The sequence below is a fragment of the Fischerella thermalis PCC 7521 genome, assembly GCF_000317225.1.
GTDB lineage: Bacteria > Cyanobacteriota > Cyanobacteriia > Cyanobacteriales > Nostocaceae > Fischerella > Fischerella thermalis.
In genome coordinates this window covers 26,222-45,546 of the sequence record NZ_AJLL01000039.1, presented here as the reverse complement: position 1 = coordinate 45,546, position 19,325 = coordinate 26,222, and the positions used below count along the sequence as shown (strand labels likewise).

The 19,325-nt window shown below is 42.3% G+C and carries 13 protein-coding genes and 1 pseudogene; 11 read left to right on the top strand and 3 right to left on the bottom strand.

Translation table 11 applies throughout. From position 1 onward, the window contains the following. Positions 1-81 precede the first annotated feature (81 nt). Positions 82-1,101 carry a LysR family transcriptional regulator gene (locus tag UYK_RS0109895; protein ID WP_009455796.1) on the bottom strand — a complete coding sequence of 340 codons (1,020 nt, stop codon included), beginning with the start codon at positions 1,099-1,101 and terminating at the stop codon, positions 82-84. A gap of 213 nt (positions 1,102-1,314) precedes the next feature. On the opposite strand from UYK_RS0109895, the gene UYK_RS0109890 reads away from it, so the two are divergent. From UYK_RS0109890 to UYK_RS0109845, 8 genes are all read left to right on the top strand, one after another. Next, a complete protein-coding gene (locus UYK_RS0109890; RefSeq protein WP_009455797.1) occupies positions 1,315-2,031 on the top strand; it encodes an NnrU family protein in 717 nt (238 codons plus the stop codon). A 669-nt stretch (positions 2,032-2,700) separates the two neighbouring features. Further along, complete coding sequence (locus UYK_RS0109885; RefSeq protein ID WP_009455798.1) at positions 2,701-3,087, top strand: thioredoxin family protein; 387 nt, start codon at positions 2,701-2,703, stop codon at positions 3,085-3,087. Between the two features lie 418 nt (positions 3,088-3,505). Continuing rightward, positions 3,506-5,602, top strand: coding sequence for an NAD(P)H-quinone oxidoreductase subunit 5 (locus UYK_RS0109875; RefSeq protein ID WP_016871332.1), 2,097 nt, complete (start codon positions 3,506-3,508; stop codon positions 5,600-5,602). 246 nt (positions 5,603-5,848) lie between these two features. Next, entirely contained in the window at positions 5,849-7,417 is a 1,569-nt protein-coding gene (ndhD1, locus tag UYK_RS0109870) for a photosynthetic/respiratory NAD(P)H-quinone oxidoreductase subunit D1 (protein ID WP_009455800.1), read from the top strand. A gap of 590 nt (positions 7,418-8,007) precedes the next feature. Continuing rightward, complete coding sequence (locus tag UYK_RS0109865; RefSeq protein WP_009455801.1) at positions 8,008-9,054, top strand: permease; 1,047 nt, start codon at positions 8,008-8,010, stop codon at positions 9,052-9,054. Between the two features lie 52 nt (positions 9,055-9,106). Continuing rightward, positions 9,107-9,880 carry a TIGR03943 family putative permease subunit gene (locus UYK_RS0109860; RefSeq protein ID WP_009455802.1) on the top strand — a complete coding sequence of 258 codons (774 nt, stop codon included), beginning with the start codon at positions 9,107-9,109 and terminating at the stop codon, positions 9,878-9,880. 79 nt (positions 9,881-9,959) lie between these two features. Then, positions 9,960-11,513: a TolB-like translocation protein gene (locus tag UYK_RS0109855; RefSeq protein WP_009455803.1), complete on the top strand. Its 1,554-nt coding sequence runs from the start codon at positions 9,960-9,962 to the stop codon at positions 11,511-11,513. A gap of 247 nt (positions 11,514-11,760) precedes the next feature. After that, the gene (locus tag UYK_RS0109845) at positions 11,761-13,293 is read left to right on the top strand and encodes a hypothetical protein (protein ID WP_009455804.1); all 1,533 of its coding nucleotides are present in this window, start codon (positions 11,761-11,763) and stop codon (positions 13,291-13,293) included. 63 nt (positions 13,294-13,356) lie between these two features. Here the strand turns inward: UYK_RS0109845 and UYK_RS0109840 are convergent, their stop codons facing one another. Continuing rightward, positions 13,357-15,549, bottom strand: coding sequence for an NAD(P)/FAD-dependent oxidoreductase (locus UYK_RS0109840; RefSeq protein WP_009455805.1), 2,193 nt, complete (start codon positions 15,547-15,549; stop codon positions 13,357-13,359). A gap of 162 nt (positions 15,550-15,711) precedes the next feature. Between UYK_RS0109840 and UYK_RS0109835 the strand changes: the two genes are divergently transcribed. Next, positions 15,712-15,945, top strand: a complete 234-nt coding sequence (locus UYK_RS0109835) for a hypothetical protein (protein ID WP_009455806.1) — start codon at positions 15,712-15,714, stop codon at positions 15,943-15,945. A gap of 644 nt (positions 15,946-16,589) precedes the next feature. On the opposite strand, the gene cimA is transcribed toward UYK_RS0109835, so the two are convergent. Continuing rightward, the gene (cimA, locus tag UYK_RS0109830) at positions 16,590-18,206 is read right to left on the bottom strand and encodes a citramalate synthase (RefSeq protein WP_009455807.1); all 1,617 of its coding nucleotides are present in this window, start codon (positions 18,204-18,206) and stop codon (positions 16,590-16,592) included. Between the two features lie 411 nt (positions 18,207-18,617). Between cimA and UYK_RS24125 the strand changes: the two are divergent. Both UYK_RS24125 and UYK_RS0109820 read left to right on the top strand, forming a co-directional pair. After that, positions 18,618-18,951 (top strand): annotated as a pseudogene (locus tag UYK_RS24125) (hypothetical protein). Between the two features lie 14 nt (positions 18,952-18,965). After that, a complete protein-coding gene (locus UYK_RS0109820) occupies positions 18,966-19,310 on the top strand; it encodes a hypothetical protein (protein WP_009455809.1) in 345 nt (114 codons plus the stop codon). Positions 19,311-19,325: the final 15 nt, after the last annotated feature.

Below are 19,325 nucleotides of genomic sequence, written 5' to 3'. Positions count from 1 at the left end.
TGGGCACTAGCCATCGGTCATTAGCTTCTTCACAAATGACAAATGACAAAGCACAAATGACTAATGACAGATGACTAAATCTTAACTTTCATCTGAGTGGGATGTGTCTAATTCCAGTGTGGTATTGATAGCTAAGCTCCGATGATTTTGTGATGATTTTAACACATCGATATTCCATCCAGGTGCAGCAAACTGGGGTAAAATTTCCCGGCTGAAAGCTTCTGCGGCCTTGGATCTATAGCGATTGGGATTAAAAATCAACCACAGTGTCCGCTTGACAACAACACCCTCAATGGGAGCGCAATGTAACACGTCCATTTGCAATTCTTTAGCAATGGCGGAAGTAGAAACAAAAGCCGCTCCCAAACCGGATTGCACAGCATTTTTAATTGCTTCAATCGAATTGAGTTCCATTTCTACTTTTAAACGCCGTGTATCAATATCATGACGTGCTAACACTTGGTCTATGACTTTACGGATTGTTGATTGAGAATCAAGGGCAATGAATTGTAATTTATATAAGTCTTCTTTTTGGATGGTTTCCAGTTTGCTAAAAGGATGGAATACAGGTAAAATCAGTGCCAATTCATCCTCTGAGTAAGGAATAATTTCTAAAGATTCCGCCAATTCCGCGGGAATTTCACCACCGATTATTGCCAAATCAACTTGTCCGTTGACTACACTCCAAGCAGTGCGGCGGGTAGAGTGGACGTGTAATTGTACTGCCACATCAGGATATTTTTGTCGGAACAACCCAATCATCCGGGGCAAAAGATAAGTGCCGGTAGTTTGGGAAGCACCAACAATTAATGTACCGCCTTGGAGATTTTGTAAATCCTCAATAGCGCGACAGGTTTCCTGACACAGACTGAGGATTTTTTCTCCGTAATTGAGGAGTAAATGTCCTGCTTCGGTTAATTGAGCACGACGTCCTCCACGGTCAAATAAGGGAACATCTAATTGCCGTTCTAAGTTTTGCACTTGCAAACTTACGGCAGGTTGGGAAACATAGAGACTATCAGCGGCGCGCTTGAAGCTCCCTTCTTGTGCGATCGCTTTCAGAATCCGTAACTGATCTAGTGTGAATGGAAGGTCAGACATAAGGCTCAACCCACAGACAAGAAAGGAGCAGCATTAGCAAAAAACCAGCGATTCATAGTATTCTGGCTGGACATTAATTGTTGAATATTAAAATCGGAGACTTTATCCGAAAAAGACATTAACACAACATCTTGACTTAAGTCCCCCTTTGAATACTTTGTGGTATTGATTGTACTGAATTAAGTTTTCTTTAAATTACTTCACCTGTGTATTATGATGCTGCCACCGTGGTTGACCCCCAGTCATTTTATAATGTTGGGATTACAATTTGGTTTTGCAATTGCTCATAGCGGCGGAGCCGCCTTGCGACCTTGGGCAGAAAAATATATTGGCCCACGAGTTTACCGGATTATCTTTGCCTTAGTCAGTTTACCTTTGGCTGTTACTTTGATTATTTACTTTTTTAACCATCGTTATGATGGTTTACAACTTTGGCAAGTCCAAAGTATACCTTGGATCAAACCATTGGTTTGGGTACTGTCGGCAATTTCTTTTTTATTTTTGTATCCTGCTACTTTCAATCTACTAGAAATTGCTGCCATTCAAAAGCCCCAAGTCCACCTCTATGAAACAGGAATTATTCGCATTACTCGCCATCCCCAAATGGTCGGACAGATAATTTGGTGTATTGCTCATACTCTGTGGTTAGGTACAACTTTTACTCTAGTTACTTCTTTGGGTTTGATTTTACATCACGCCTTTGGGGTATGGCATGGCGATCGCCGTCTTGGTTGGCGTTATGGCGAGGCTTTTATGGCAGTAAAACAGCGCACTAGCATTATTCCCTTTGCAGCGATTTTAGATGGACGTCAATCTCTACGGTGGCAAGAATTCCTTCGTCCTGCTTATATTGGAGTTGCTATATTTGTGCTGCTATTGTGGTGGTCGCATCCACTTTTATTGGTGGCGACTAGTAAGGTACAATGGTAGTCTGGACTCAAACCCTATTTACAACAGCACAAGATAGAGAACCGATAAGGATTTAGGCTCATCTGTTTATTACCAAATCAATGTAGGATGAATGGAAATAGCTGTTCAGTGGAGGGGGTGGGTTAAATTAATTTGAGATTTTGTCCTTCTAGTTGCTGGTCAATAGTCATTATTGGAAGTTAAGTGATATCGAACAGAGCCAGTGCGTTAGAGGTTTTCCCTACGGACAGGTTGCAAAAGCGGGAAAACGCCCCTATGCTTACTCTTACCCTTACGGAAACGCCTTACTGTGTAAGAGAGGCAGAGGTTGGGTGCGGGGTCTACGCAGTTGCTACAACTGGGCAAACCCCCAAATTAGTGCTGCTCATGGTACACTACTATCCTCTCCAAACCCACTACTGTGGGAATCCCCAAGCAAAGCGTTGTAGCTTCTGGCCTACTAACTTTCCCTCCCCAACAGAGGCAGCCGTTGGAGTTCCAGACCCCTAAATGCCACTGTGAATGCTACATTAGCTTATTTGCCAGCAGCAAACTCACCAAAATCAAGGCTGGAAAGATTGCGTACCTTCTTTTATGCCTACCAGGGCATCTATCAGCAGTTACTGAGCTTACGCTACCCTTGTGCTGATAGCAAGTTAGATATAAAAACCCTATAGTATTAGAGGCATCATGGTGTTGTCGGTTAGTGAGCGGACATTTACTCAAGAAGTTTTAGAATCCCCTATTCCTGTTTTAGTAAATTTTGAAGCTCCTTGGTGTGGTTTGTGCCGCATCATACACCCATTACTGTTGCAATTCAAAGCTCAATGCAACGAGAAAATCAAATTGGTTGATATAAATGCCGACGACAATTTTAAGTTGTCTACCAGATATCGGCTCAAATCACTACCAACTTTACTGTTGATCGAAAACGGTATTGTCAGACGTCGTTTGGAAGGTTTTCGTGGCCGTGAAGATTTGCTGCAAGCATTGGAAGAAATCAAACTCAGCTATGACAAGTCTTCCCATCCATACAACACCCCCACAACAGCGGATTTAGGATGCCGTTCAGCATAATAGTCAAGGGTCAATCGTCATTGAATTTCAACAAAGAACAATTGACAAATGACCAATAACCAACGACAAAATCTAAAACCATATTTAAATTACCCTACCTAATCAGTATCAGGTGGGGTATTTTATCCTAAAGGGTGTGTGTCACAATTATTAACAGATCCGACAAGTTAGTCAACTAAAGGTTGAAGTTATGTAGACGCCCATTAGGGCGGCTTTTTGCAGGGTAAGTTGAAGTATGAAAAGATGTTTGGTTGCTTGTTTATGTAGAGACTTGTACTGTTCCCAAAAGACCAGACTTAGCCATAACATAAGGCGTGAAAGTTCCTCCTTATTGGCACTCTCAACAGCCATTTGCAACTAGTGCATTCTTTCATCCTTTGTCCTTTCTCATGAAGAATTCTATAAGTAGGCGTCAGTGATGGAAGTAATCTATCAATATGCCTGGCTCATTCCGGTATTGCCCCTTATCGGGGCAACGCTGGTAGGGCTGGGATTAATCTCTTTAAATCAGGTGACGAACCGCCTACGACAGTTCAATGCCGCGTTGATTATTTCCTTGATGGGAGCGGCTATGGGGCTGTCGTTTGCCATATTGTGGAGCCAACTGCAAGGACACGCACCTTACACCCGCACCCTAGAATGGGCAGCGGCTGGCAATTTTCACTTGAGCATGGGCTACACCATTGACCACTTGACAGCTTTAATGCTGGTGATTGTGACGACGGTAGCCTTCCTGGTCATGGTTTACACTGATGGCTACATGGCTCATGATCCTGGCTATGTCAGGTTTTATGCCTATCTCAGCTTATTTGGCTCGTCAATGTTGGGTCTGGTAGTCAGCCCGAACTTGGTGCAGATTTATATCTTCTGGGAGCTGGTAGGGATGTGTTCCTACTTGCTGGTCGGCTTCTGGTACGATCGCAAATCCGCAGCAGACGCAGCCCAAAAAGCCTTTGTCACTAACCGCGTGGGTGACTTTGGTTTGTTATTGGGAATTCTGGGACTATTCTGGGCAACAGGTAGCTTTGATTTTCAAATCATGGGCGATCGCCTTGCTGAACTCGTCCACACGGGTTCTCTCAGCAATATACTGGCAGCCCTATTTGCGATTTTAGTCTTCCTAGGTCCCGTAGCCAAATCCGCCCAGTTTCCCCTCCATGTCTGGCTACCAGATGCGATGGAAGGCCCCACGCCCATTTCTGCCTTAATCCATGCAGCAACCATGGTGGCAGCAGGCGTTTTCCTCATTGCCCGGATGTACCCCGTATTTGAACACGTCCCAGCGGCAATGAACACAATCGCCTACACTGGAGCATTCACCGCCTTTTTAGGGGCAACCATTGCCATTACCCAAAACGACATCAAAAAGGGCTTGGCTTACTCCACCATTTCCCAACTCGGTTACATGGTGATGGCCATGGGAGTAGGTGCATACAGTGCTGGACTATTCCACCTGATGACCCACGCCTACTTTAAGGCGATGCTGTTTTTAGGTTCTGGTTCGGTAATTCACGGCATGGAAGCAGTTGTCGGTCACGACCCCGACTTAGCGCAGGATATGCGCTTAATGGGTGGACTGCGGAAATATATGCCAATTACAGCCATTACCTTCTTTATCGGTTGTTTAGCAATATCCGGAATTCCGCCCTTTGCTGGTTTTTGGTCAAAAGACGAAATCCTCAGTGCGGCGTTTGCATCAAACCCATTGCTGTGGGGTGTTGGCTGGCTAACGGCTGGAATTACCGCCTTTTATATGCTCCGGATGTATTTCACCACCTTTGAAGGTAACTTCCGGGGCAACAAAACCCAGTTGTGGGAAAAACTCAAGTCTCCGATGGGCATGGCCATTGTTACAGGCTTTGAAAGAACTCCAGCTTTTGGTCCTGGTGCAATGACCAAGGGAGAACTAGAAGCCCACGCTGGACACCACAACGACCACGGTCATAGTCACGGTCACAGTGAGTATCCCCACGAGTCACCCTGGACAATGACCCTACCTTTGGTGTTATTGGCAGTTCCTTCGATGCTCATTGGGTTGGTGGGGACACCCTTTGCTAACTACTTTGAGGAGTTTATTTACTCTCCCAACGAAACCCTCGAAGAAGTTTTGGTCAAAGCTGCTGAAGTTGACCTGCATGAGTTTTACATTATGGCAGGTGGTTCAGTCGGAATTTCCCTGATTGGCATTACTGTTGCTTCCTTGATGTACTTGTGGGGTAAAATCAATCCGGTGGCGATCGCTGCCAAAATTAAGCCACTTTACGAACTATCCCTCAACAAGTGGTACTTTGATGACATTTACCACCAAGTGTTTGTCCTCGGCTTGCGTCGCCTAGCTAGACAAGTCATGGAAGTTGACTTCCGCGTTGTTGATGGTGCTGTTAACCTCACAGGCTTTTTCACCCTGGTTAGTGGTGAAGGTTTGAAATACCTAGAAAACGGTCGTGCCCAATTCTACGCTTTGATTGTTTTCGCTGCCGTATTGGGTTTAGTGATTTTCTTTGGTGTCACTTAATACAGTGGTCAGTTATAAGTTATCAGTTATCGGTTTCTAGTGTGGAGTTTTGATAACTGTTTACTCGTAACCGATAACAAACTCACCAACAAGTTTGTGTAACTTAGATGAAGGCAGGGCAATCAGTTCACCTGCCTTCATATTTTTTGACTTTTGTTAAATCAACCTAACAAATAACAACCAGATCACGAAAAAACTGCTAGTTAATAGCTAGTAGCAGATAGCCGAACCTTGAGAGCGACTTCAATGAATACAGCTAATTTTCCCTGGCTGACTACAATTATCCTGTTACCGATAGCAGCATCGCTGCTCATTCCCGTCTTGCCAGATAAAGACGGCAAAACGGTACGTTGGTATGCCCTCATCGTTGGGCTGATAGATTTTGCACTAATTGTTACTGCTTTTTACCTTGGGTATGACTTCTCTAATCCCAATTTGCAATTGTTTGAGAGTTATCCTTGGGTTCCACAACTGGATTTGAATTGGTCAGTAGGGGCGGATGGTTTGTCTATGCCCCTAATTATTTTGACTGGATTCATTACCACACTGGCGATTTTGGCAGCTTGGCCTGTAACACTGAAGCCGAAGTTGTTTTACTTTTTAATGTTGGCGATGTACGGCGGACAAATTGCTGTGTTCGCCGTTCAGGATATGCTGTTGTTTTTCCTAGTGTGGGAACTGGAATTGATTCCGGTTTACTTGCTGCTGGCAATTTGGGGAGGTAAAAAACGCCAATACGCAGCGACCAAATTTATTTTGTACACTGCGGGTGGTTCACTGTTTATTTTGATAGCTGCCCTAGCAATGGCATTTTACGGCGATACAGTCACCTTTGATATGCGATCGCTCGCGGCGAAAAACTTCGCTTTGAACTTACAATTATGGCTGTATGCTGCTTTCTTGATTGCTTACGCCGTCAAGTTACCCATATTCCCACTCCACACCTGGCTACCAGATGCCCATGGTGAAGCTACAGCCCCTGTGCATATGTTGCTAGCTGGTATTCTGCTGAAAATGGGTGGTTACGCTTTAATTCGTATGAATGCCCAGATGCTCCCTGATGCCCATGCTTATTTTGCGCCTGTATTGGTCATTTTGGGGGTAGTTAATATTATTTACGCTGCTTTGACATCTTTTGCCCAGCGTAACCTCAAGCGGAAAATTGCCTACTCTTCGATTTCCCACATGGGCTTTGTCACCATTGGTATTGCTTCCTTCACAGATTTAGGTTTGAATGGGGCTATGCTACAAATGGTTTCCCACGGGTTGATTGGGGCGAGTTTATTCTTTTTAGTGGGAGCAACTTACGACCGCACACACACTTTGATGTTGGATGAGATGGGCGGTGTCGGTAAGAAAATGGGTAAGATTTTCGCTATGTGGACGACTTGTTCCTTGGCGTCTTTGGCATTACCGGGAATGAGTGGTTTTGTGGCAGAATTGATGGTCTTTGTGGGTTTTGCCACTAGCGACGCCTATAGTTCCACTTTCAAAATAATCGTGGTCTTCTTGATGGCAGTTGGTGTGATTTTAACGCCGATTTATCTGCTGTCCATGCTGCGGGAAATTTTCTATGGTGAAGAAAACAAGGAATTAGTTTCTCATCAAAAACTTATCGATGCCGAACCCCGCGAAATCTTTATCATTGCTTGCTTGTTAGTACCAATTGTTGGCATTGGTTTATATCCCAAGATTTTGACTCAGGTTTACGATGCTACAACAGTACAGCTCACAGAAAGATTGCGTGATGCAGTACCTTCATTAGCACAGCAAATTACGCCGGAAGTATCGTTAAGTGCGCCAGAGATTGAGTGAGGTAAAACAAATAAAGTTTTTACCTTTAGTGATGATGTAGGGGCGGGTTCTATACCTGCTCTTTTTTGTGTGCTAATTCGGGAATCAAAACTATTTGGAATATTAGAAACGTTGCAGTACAACGTCTCTACACTTTGCTGTAGTCAGATCGTTGGGATTGGTTTTTTGGGTATGACCCGAATTAACCTACTATTGTCCCTGATGGCTTTCTGAGCCTGGAAGTTCAGTGCTTCGTTGATGAAGGTTGATAAAAAAGCATAAAATACAGCATCATATCAAGCAAACTGAATTTAATTATAAAAAAATGTAATCAAAAATTGTGCTGGCAAGTATTTAAGTTCTAAAATTGGAACCATTTTTGTAGTTCAGCTATCTAGGAATAGGATTCATCACCAGTAGACAAACCCAAATCGAAATAATTATTTATCACCAGTAATGGTTTGCCAGCTTTCAAAACAAATCATAGAAACTCATCATGAACTAAATGTTTGATGAGCGCTTATACAGTCTTTATCTGTTTTTGATCCCCATTTCGATAAAATGACTTGGCAGAACCTTATAACTGAAAACCGCTTTTGACAGCGACGCCCATGAATAAACTTAACAATGGTTTTACTCTATTTCTGAGTCTGCTAGTCGAGGCGATGCCTTTTTTGCTGTTGGGAGTATTATTCTCCAGCTTGCTGCTATTTTTTGTCGATGAGCGCAAATTGGTAGACAAAATGCCTAAAAATCCCCTGTTAGGGGCTTTGGTTGGTAGTATGGTAGGGTTTTTGTTTCCGGTCTGTGAGTGTGGTAACGTGCCAGTAGCACGACGCTTATTGATGCAGGGAGTACCTACATCAGTAGCAATTGGCTTTTTGCTTGCAGCACCAACAATTAATCCGATTGTGATTTGGGCAACTTGGACAGCATTTCGCGATCAGCCAGAAATAGTAGTATTACGAGTAGTGTTTTCCCTATCAATTGCAACTATTATTGGCTTCGTCTTTAGTTTTCAAAAAGACCTGACTCCCATAGTTCAGCCGGCGCTTGCTCGTTACTTGAAATTTAACCCACCCCCCACTGCACAAACAAAACGCCGTGCGAAACTTTCCCCAGCACAGCAGCAAGCAAGTGTACCGACTTTATTACAGTCTGGAACGTTTTTGTTAGGAGCAGGGCAAACTACACGGTTGGAAACTGCTGCGGAAGCCACATCTGCAAATTCTCCTCAGAGTAAACCCTTAGGAGCGAAACTCCGATTAGTGTTAGAAAATACCGTGCAAGAACTGCGGGAATTGGGAGCAGTACTAGTAATTGGTAGTGCGATCGCAGCTGCGATTCAAGTCCTCGCCCCTCGCGAATTAATTCTTAGTTTGGGTTCAGGCCCCATTAGTTCAATTACCGCCATGTTAGTATTGGCGGCAGTAGTGTCAATTTGTTCTACTGTTGATTCTTTTTTTGCTCTGTCTTTTGCCTCTGTTTTTACCAGTGGTTCCTTATTAGCATTTTTGGTATTTGGACCGATGGTTGACCTTAAAGGTGTGGGGTTGATGTTAACAATATTTCAACCCAGAGCTATTTTTTACCTGTTTGGTTTAGCAGCACTATTAACTTTTTTGTTCACTTTGATACTGAATTTACACTTTATTTAAAAAACTTGACTCAAGATTAATTGTGAATGAATAAACTCTTGGCTCTAGAGCAATGACAAGAATCGCGAATCCCAAATCTAAACTTAAAAATTTGTTACTTTCGTGGCTTGATATTCTAGCAATTACTGCTTGGGGTATTTTGCTATTAAAGTACTGGCTCACTAACAAACTGAATTTGCTAATTCATCCCAATTATTTTGGATTAGTAGTTACAGCCGCATTCGGCTTACTAATTATCAGTTTTTTCAAAATTAAAGAAACTTGGCAGCGACGTCGCTATGAAGTAACTGCTAACTTTCAACACATCAACTTATTTCCTCCTGGATGGGGTAGCGCTTTGCTGTTAGTAACAGCAGTGTTGGGATTTATTATTACACCACAAGTATTTGCCAGCGATAAAGCACTGCAACGAGATTTCAGTGAATTATTAGGTTCTACACGCGTCAAACCGCAAGCGTTCCGTGCCTCTGTTGCTCCTGAGCAGCGATCGCTCGTAGACTGGGTACGTATGCTTAACATCTACCCAGAACCAGATAGATATCAAGGTAATAAAGTCAAGGTACAAGGATTTGTCATCCATCCACCAGATTTAGGAAAAGAATATCTCTTTTTAGCGCGATTTGTTCTGACTTGCTGCGCCGCTGATGCTTATCCTGTAGGATTACCAGTGAAATTGAAAGAAACCCGCGATCAGTATCCACCTGATACCTGGCTAGAAGTAGAGGGAGAAATGACCACAGCAACAATTGCAGACAAACGTCAACTTACCATAGCTGCCAGTTCCCTGAAAAAAATTCCCCAACCAAAAAATCCCTATAGTTATTAGTTGTTAGTTATTAGTTGTTAGTTGTCAGTTGTTTGTAATCACAACCAACAACCAACAATCAACAATCAACAAATTACAAATGACTACTAAAAAATCTTTTTTCCAACCCTTAGATCGCGTTGCGATCGCATTAATGTTACTGCTGATTTTGGTAATTGGGCTAATCATATCCCAAGGTGATGTAGTCAGAGTTCGTGTGCGCGAATTCACTTGGAAGCACTTACAAAGTGAAGAAAAAGATATATCTGTGACTAATTTCACCATCCAAAAACAAAAAATTGGTTCAGAGTATAGAGCCTTTGTCCTCACCTTTAGCCGTCCTATGGATACAAAAAGCGTAGAGGAAAATTTGAAAATAGAGCCTCCCTTAGCAGGTACATTCAGTTGGGCGGGGCGGCGCATGGGTTATAGCTTCATCACCCCAGCACCCTATGGAACAACTTATAAAGTGAGCTTAGAAGGAGCAAAAGACAAATTCGCTACCCAGGAAAAAATTAATAAAACCATACAACCATTTCAAACAACATTTAGCACACGCGATCGCGTGATTCTTTATATCGGGGCTAGCGAAGAAGATCAAGGAAGGTTAGTTCTTTACAACTTAACCCAAGAACAAAAAAAGATACTTACCCCCAAAGATTTAATCGTTACCGACTTTAAGCCATTTCCAGATGGGCAGAAAATATTATTCTCGGCTCGCCCCGCCGATAGTCAAGATTTACTATCAGCACAGTTGTACACAGTCACCACTGGCTATAATGCACCCCATGAAACCACAGCAGAACCAGCAGCTAAAGTAGACTTGCTTTTAGACAATAAAGAATATCAAAACTTGAAATTTGATGTATCACCTGATGGGCAAACGATTGTTGTTCAAAGGGGGAAGAAGGACAATCCTGGTGACTTTGGGTTGTGGTTTATGCCAGTTACCAGTGATGGTTCTGATAAAAAACCGACTCCTCAACGCTTGCAAAGTCAACCGGGGGGAGACTTTATGATTACACCGGACAGTAAAGCTGTCGCCCTCGCCCAAGGTCAGGGAACAGCTATCTTACCTCTACAAAAAGATGGCACTAAGCCCTTAGATTTTTTCCCACAATTTGGCTTGGTACAAGCCTTCTCCGGGGATGGTTCCCAAGCGGCAATGGTTAAATTTAATACAGATTATACGCGGGATTTGTTTTTAGTCACTAACCAGGGGGTTCAGAAAAAACTGTTATCCACCACAGGTTCTATAGTTAATTGTCAATTTGATACTGCCTCTCCCACACTCTATTGTTTGCTAACACAGCTACTACCAGGAGAGTATTATCAAGAACAACCATATTTAATTGCAATTGATATCAAAACGGGGGAACAGAAACCATTATTAGTGCTACCTCCCGACCAAAGAAACGTCCAGATGAGTTTATCTCCCGATGGCTTAGGTTTATTGTTTGACCAGATTCAGACCCAAACCAACCCAACCACAACACCAAACGCACCTTTTTTGACAACTGATGATGGAGAGACAATTGCCACTAGCAACCTGTGGTTAATGCCTTTATTACCAATAGCCGATGCTCAGACCAGCGCAGATCTGAAACCAGAACAACTACCTTTAACAGGGTTTTATCCTCGTTGGTTGCCATGATGAGGAGATGGTGAAGTAGAGGGGGTGGAGGAGTGTCAGGGGTGTGAGGAGAAAAATTTTTTCTCGTTGATGTTTGACAATCTTCCCATTCTTGGGTAGCGAAAAGTTATAACAAAATAATGATAAATGACTTTCCTTGGGGAGGTGACAAACTTGCCTTATGGAGTAGATTTTTGATAAGACAGCATTTATATGTAATAGTACCGCAGTCACCAATCAATAAGTTTAAGCTGGTGGGTGAAAAGTCATGAATGAAGCAGACACCCCAAATAACGGGGCTTTTATTGAACCCGTAGATCCTGCTAATGCGTCGCAACCGCAACAAGCAAGTTGTCCTTTTTATTCTGTTTTGCCTGTTGAAAACAGAACAATTTCGCAATTGCCGTTGTTTGCACCAGCAGAAGATAAGCAGTGTCAGGAAAATGCATCTTGTCAAGACTCAATGACCGAAACGAATCAACAAATAGAGGTAATTAGTAATTCTCAATGCGTATTAGAGTTAAATCAGCAGCAGCTAGAGGAGTTAGAGCCTGAACTAGATTGGGTTGCGGAGCCTGAAAAAGAAAAGGAACTACAGATTGATTCTGAATTTAAACAACTTTTGGCATTAAATGAAGAATTGCGTTCTGCCAACAATAATTTATATGAACAAGTAGAAGGTTTAACAACTGCTCTGTCTGAGTCAGAAGCAGCTTTGCAATGGCAGAAAAAGCGTTCTGCTGTCGCAGAGGCTATGCTTAACCAACAAACTCAAGAACTCACTGCTGCTCAAGAACAAATACAATCCCTATTTCAACAATTGGAAACTGCACTCCAAACAGTTCAAAATCAAGAAACTGCCATAGAGAACTATAAAGCACAGCTAGAAATTACCCAACAACGTCTTGCTCTGCTGGAACGAGAATGTACCTTAATTCAAACTAAATATAATGAACAATCCCACCAGCTATTACAATCAGAAAATTCTTGTCGAGAATTGCGTACTCGATTAATGCGGCAACAACGCCAGACATTACAATTCAAAGCAGCTCTAGAAAAATGTCTAGAAACACCACCAGTTCATAGTTATGATTCTATAAATAATCATGCTGATGCCAACGATGTAAATGACAGACAACTTAGAAATTATCGGCGGACTCATTCTTTAGTTCCCAACCAACAACCAATTCAACCTTGGTCAGCAGAACTAGATTCTCCTTGTGAGGATATAAGTAGTTTCTGGCTAGAATCTTCTTCATCAACCCCAAATACTTGGGATAACTCCACTTCTGATCAATTATCGACTGCTGACACTCCATCTCCAGCAAGTATATTGACATCAGAGCAATCAACTACCAAGCCAGAAATTGATGATGCAACTGAACCAAAGGTAGTTTCATCTTCTGATTCCTTAAGTTTGGACGAGCAAGTAGAAAACTTAATTCAGCTATTTTTTGCAGCCCAAAACACATCTGCATCACTAACCTCTGTTGAAAAAAATGTAGAAGATATGGAAGATGCAAAAAGTGATGATGAAGTTGTCACACCCATTTGGGAAACAGTTGCTACACCCGTTGAAGATAAAAAAGAACCAATAATTGTCATTTCACCGAGTGCTGATACAGATTCTGAAGAAAATGAGGATTTCTGGTTAGACGTGTCACCATTACCCCCGTCATTGTCAGAGTCTACTGAGACTTTTAAATCACCCTCACCACTGCTTTATCCAGAACGACCACCTAAAGGGCGAAAGTCTCTAGCATCTGTAGAATTGCCAAATTTTCGCCCTAATACTCAATGAATAAGGCTGAAGGATGAAGGATGAAAATAAGAAGAATTTAGATTTTATAGTTCATACTTCACACTATGGACTCTTGACAATTGACTCTTGACTATGGACTGTTGACTGTTGACTCTGAACTTTTTTCATTTCTGGTTTTCCTTTACCTGTGGTCAAGGCATAGCTGATTGCTAATAGGTGCAACCACAATGCTGGAGAGCGATTTTCCAGCCACTGACTATTGCGGTGCAGAAAATGCGGTAGCCATCCACTGAGTAAAGCACTAATGAGGCTATGACGAATAAAGTCAAAATAGTTCCCTAACCAACGCAATAAATCTTTAGCACCAGCTAGTTCCCAAATCCACATTAGCAATGCTGGGTTCTTCTTGGCTGCTTTTAGTGCTAAGCGATTAAAAGTAAGCAAGTTGAATCTATCTTTGATAAAATCTTCTGCTACTTCGAGGGGTTCATCCGCCAACAAACCAAAGAAGTTATTCAGCATAGTGTTTATGCGTTCTGGTGGTAAGAATTTACCGGTAGGAACCATCATGCCTTTGGAAAACATCCAAGTCACAGCAATATTATTTTGAAAGGCACGAATTCGGTTCAAGTGTTGGCAAGAAAGTAAGTCGTGTTTGAGGGCAATATCTAAGAGAGTAGTGAGACGTTCTAGGTTCCGAACCAAGGAACCGAATCCTGTGAAAACTAAGGGTGACTGAAGGGATGCAGCATCACCAATGGCTATTAATCGATCAAATGCTACTGTGCGATCGCTACTCCCCACACTAAAGTGACCCGGTATATACCCAAAGGTCGGCTTTTTCCAGACTAGTTTGTCCATGTCGCAGCGCCGATACTCTGGCAGTATTGTGAAAAAGTCCTCATACATTTCCAGCAAGGAACCGGGATTTTGAGAATTGACTTCGTGGTAATGAAATAAATAAATTGTTAGTTCTTCGTCTGCACCAGGAAATAATTCCCAAATTAATTGTCTTCCGCGCGAAATATCGCCGTGACTATTTAGCACATCCCCATATTGGGAATCCCAGACTCCTGGTTCAAATCCCCGTTCTATTACTGCTCCTACTGTTGGACAAACACTGTCAAAAGCACGACCACCATTTAACTGCCAAGCGATTGGTGATGCTGTTCCCATCGCATCTACTAGCACTCGTCCGCTTGCTTGCTTGTCTATTTGGTTTTTTAAGTCTTTAACTGTAATAACAACTCCTGATGTGTAAATATCAGCTTTAATAAACTCTGATTCATCCCAGATTTCACCACCTGCCAACCGCAGCTTTTGTCCACACAGTTGGAGCAATTTCTCGGAATCTAGTCCCAAATTTAGGACTGTGGGAGTGTGTAAAATGGGTGCTTTTAGTTGCTTGGGAACATAAGCATCAAAAAATTTATTAAATCCGTCTTTATACTCTCGGGCAATAATAGATTCAACTTCGCTGGGTGTCAGCAAACCTAAATTAATCAAGCTTTGAATTTCATCACGAGAAATATTCCATTCTCGGTTCATGCGCCCAAAAGGCAAGCGTTCCACTAACAGCACTTTGTAGCCTAATTTTGCCATCACAGCTGCATGAATCACACCAAGCGCACCGCCGATGTAGATTAAATCGTAGGTGGGGTGGTGGGGTGGTGGGGTGGTGGGGAAACTATTTTCTCTTATCCCCCTATCTCCCCATTTACCCCTAATCCCCACTCCCTGGGGTCGTGGGGGCCTCGAGTTCCCCATCTCCCAATCTCCTTTATGGGAGAAAACTACCTGACGCGGTTTCTGTGGATTCCGCACTCCTTGACGCCAGCGTTGCTCCCACCAGTACACCCGCTGGAGGTCATATTCGCCGTTGGGCATTTTTTGAAAATATTTGACGGTGAGGGGATAATAGGGAGCTAATGCTTCAAAAATCGATTCCTGGGATAAATCAATTGTTGGTGGTTCTGGATATTGATGGGGAAAGCGGCTTCTAATCGCAGTTGTGAGCATTTTAAGAATTTGTTTTTCCTGGGGAAAAGCTTGCTCTGACCAGCGAAAAACTTTCAAGTAAGTAGTCCGTTGTACGGACCAAACAAAGATAGAGAGTTCAACTGGCAATTTTTCCGGAATATTTCTGTTATCATCTGTATTTTCAATCATTCTCAAGCGAAAACCATCCGGTGTCAGCATTTTTTTCCCATTTCCTGGTTCAAACTCAGTTTGTAACCATTTACAGACTGCTGTTGTGTCCGCAGTGGGGATTTCTATGTAAAGTATCTCTTTCATTCGTTTTTCAAATCTCCAACTAATAATATGCACTAAGACAGATTCAAAACTGGGGTTATTTACGGTAAGATCCGCCCTATCTTGTTGAATAAAAATTCAATAAAGAAATTTTAAAAGTTTGTCAAAGTTTTTGTTCATTCTCTGTTTCATTAAACTTACGCCATGAATTATCCCATTCCAGATAACCCTCAAGAAATCATTGCCCTAAGGCAAAAGCCAGTTGATGAAGAAATCGTTGCTGCTGCGATCGCAGGTGTAATCAAAGTTGTCCGCGCTCAAGGTCAATCCCTAGAAGAATTAACAGCGCAATTGCTAGCTGAAGACACTCTACTAGATAAACAGCAGCGACGTTGGCTGAGTCAAGTAGTTGCCCAAGCCTGGGAAAGTTTCTCTTAGATTTTGTTGGTAGTTTTTGGTTGGTAGTTGTTCGGAATAATCAACAAACAACAAACAACAAAAAAATCATTGCCAATCATTTTGTGTGGTGTGGGAGTATAAATTATGTAGTGTGAGATTGGCAACTGGCATGTCAAAAGTGATAGGCAAATTAAAAGTAAGAAATAAACTGGTGAGTAACAAGTTACTAACTTTCAAGGTGATATCTTGATTTAAGTTTTGGCGCGGACAAATTGAGGATTACGCTTCAATAATTCCTTAAACAGTGAAATGATCCGCAATTACAGCTAAATAGTTTAGTTATAAAAAGCATCAGGTGACTAGAAGTAGCAGTTACACATACAAAACCCACCTCTGTGGGCTGAAAAGTCCGCGTCGACGGACTTTGTTTGTATAGCCGCGATTTCTAATCGCCAGAACTAGGTGCAACAGATCCGATGAAAAATTAACGTAGACGCGCCTTCTTCGGCTTCCGTAAGGTACACAGATGCAAACGCGCTTTGCGTGGCTTCGGTGGAGGGTACACCGATGAACACTGATGGATTATGGGTTTGCTGTTAAGTTAATCCCTGATCGCTATTTTCAATACAGATTGCAGTAATAGGTCAATTACCAATTACCAATTACCTATTACCAATTACCAATTATCTATTACCTACGACTGCCGCTTCTGCTTGGGAGTGTAACAATAAGCCATATTCTAATCCTTCTACTACTGCTTGATAGGAAGCTTCCAAAATATTTGTAGAAACTCCTACCGTTGTCCAGCGTTGATGACCACTTCCCGACTCTACCATGACGCGCGTTTTGGCTGCTGTACCTGTATGTCCGTTGAGAATTCGTACTTTGTAGTCTGTCAACTCAAAAGCTGCTATGTGGGGATAAAAATTCACTAAAGCTTTACGTAATGCTGCATCCAAAGCTGCAACAGGGCCGTTTCCTTCTGCTGCTTCCAAAATATCTTTACCATTGACGGCAAGTTTGACTGTGGCTAAGGCGCTAGTATTGGCTTCTCCCTGTCCCAAGTCACAGTGAACCTGGAAACCCCTGATTTCAAAAAATTGTTGGCGACTTCCTAAAGCTTGGCGCATCAACAATTCAAAACTTGCTTCTGCTGCTTCAAATTGATATCCATCACTCTCCAAATCTTTCAAGCGTTCGAGAATTTTTCGGGTTGTGGGGTCATGTTTATCTAATTCAATCCCAAATGAACGGGCTTTTGCTAGAACATTACTGACTCCTGATTGTTCGGAAATGACGATTCGACGACGGTTGCCAATTTGTTCTGGTTGAATGTGTTCGTAAGTCAGGGGATTACGTTCTACTGCTGATACATGAATCCCGCCTTTGTGAGCAAATGCTGACCTACCTACAAATGGTGCATGTTCATCTGGAGCAAGATTAACTACTTCGCTGACAAAGCGACTGGTGTCCGTCAATTGCGAGAGTTGGTTCTCTTCTATACATTTAAATCCTAGCTTGAGTTGTAAATTAGGAATTAACGAACAAAGATTGGCATTACCACAACGTTCGCCGTAACCATTGATTGTGCCTTGTACCATCCTGACGCCCGTCATGACGGCAGCGAGAGCATTGGCAACTGCTGTATCTGAATCGTTATGAGTGTGAATGCCTAATTTAGTGTCGCTAGGAATAACTTTAACTATTTCAGTAATAATTTGCGTAATTTCATGGGGTAACGTGCCGCCATTAGTATCACAAAACACTAACCATTCAGCACCAGCAGCGATCGCAGTCTCTAATGTTTGTAAAGCATAATCCCGATTGTGCTTATAGCCATCAAACCAATGTTCAGCATCGTAGATAACGCGACGCCCTTGAGTGCGTAAGTACTCAATCGTATCGCGGATCATCGCCAAATTTTCAGGCAAAGTGGTCTTGAGTCCTTCAGTCACATGCAAATCCCAAGACTTACCAAAAATAGTCACCCAACGGGTTCCAGCAGCAAGAATAGCTTGTAGTATTGGCTCAGAGGCCACATTTGTATTTGGGCGTCGAGTTGAACAAAAAGCCACAACTTCAGCTTGTTTGAGGGGTTCTTCCTGCAACTGCCAGAAAAACTGCACATCTTTGGGATTAGCTCCAGGCCAACCACCTTCAATGAAGGGAATACCCAGTTGATCCAGCCTTCTGGCAATGCGTAACTTATCTTCTATGGAAACAGATAGCCCTTCGCGCTGAGTACCATCTCGAAGTGTAGTGTCATATATCCAAAGTTGAGGTGAACTGTTAACAGTCATAAGATGAGCAATTGGTCAGAACTATAGAGAATAAAAAAAGATCTGTCAGGATATAAAATTGTAATCGGAGTCAAGAGTTTATACCCTTGGTTTTGCTTGGAATTCATAACAACTACATTTCAAGGTGGTTTGTGACAACACTACACTGATGAAAATCTGCTGATAAATAGTGAGTTTATACCATTTTCAAATTCTAGAAAATATAGACATTAATAGGGTCTGTATTGCCAGCATTAACACCGCTTCACTATTTTTCAAGACCATAATAATATGACAAGATTAAATGATTTATGAACTAATCCTTAAGGATGTTCCTGTGATTGTTTCATAACTTAAATCCAATTATGAAATAGTTTTTATACCAAAAATAAATTGTTACAATACAACCTAAAACTTGTGTAGTGATCTGCAATGCCCAAGGTGTTAGCTCAAGATAAAACAAGTGAGTGTATGCGTAGAGCAAATCGGCAGAAAATTTTGCTGCAAAATGGTATTGACCTCTACAATAGCGGTGCTAAGGTAATAAACTGTCGCTTAATCGGCAGCTGTTCTGTGCAATTGCAAGCAGAAGGTAAAGCTTCAAAGGCTAATTGGCGTGAAGGGCAGCTCTCACTACCTCCTCATTCTCCGATAAAAAATCTGGGTTTCGGCTTGTCAAACTCAGCTTATGGGAGATGTAAAAGTCACCAATTTTGATGGATTTTGGGGAGAAGGTTCTCAAGTAGTCTGGACACCAAAAGGTTAAAAAGGAGAAAAAACATGGGTAGATGGACACCACTCATTTTGATGGCTGGAGGTTTGGCTATTTTACTAGGTACATTGCTGGGGATTAGCTTTCCGATGGGCCGACAAAATACTGCTCAAGCCCCAGGAGGAAAAACATCAAAAGTTCTCCCTGCCAATATTAATGTCAATAGCACTGCGGCTGGCACAAATAACACTAGAACCAACAGAACTAATGTTGCCCAGAATAACGCTGCTGATGACACTTTGACTGAAACCATGACTGACACAACAACAACTGCTCAGGATACAGGCACCACAGACGATACTCAATCAAGTGATACTAATCAGGATAACGAACCAATTCGAGCTTTGTGGTAGTGCTTGCCTATCAGC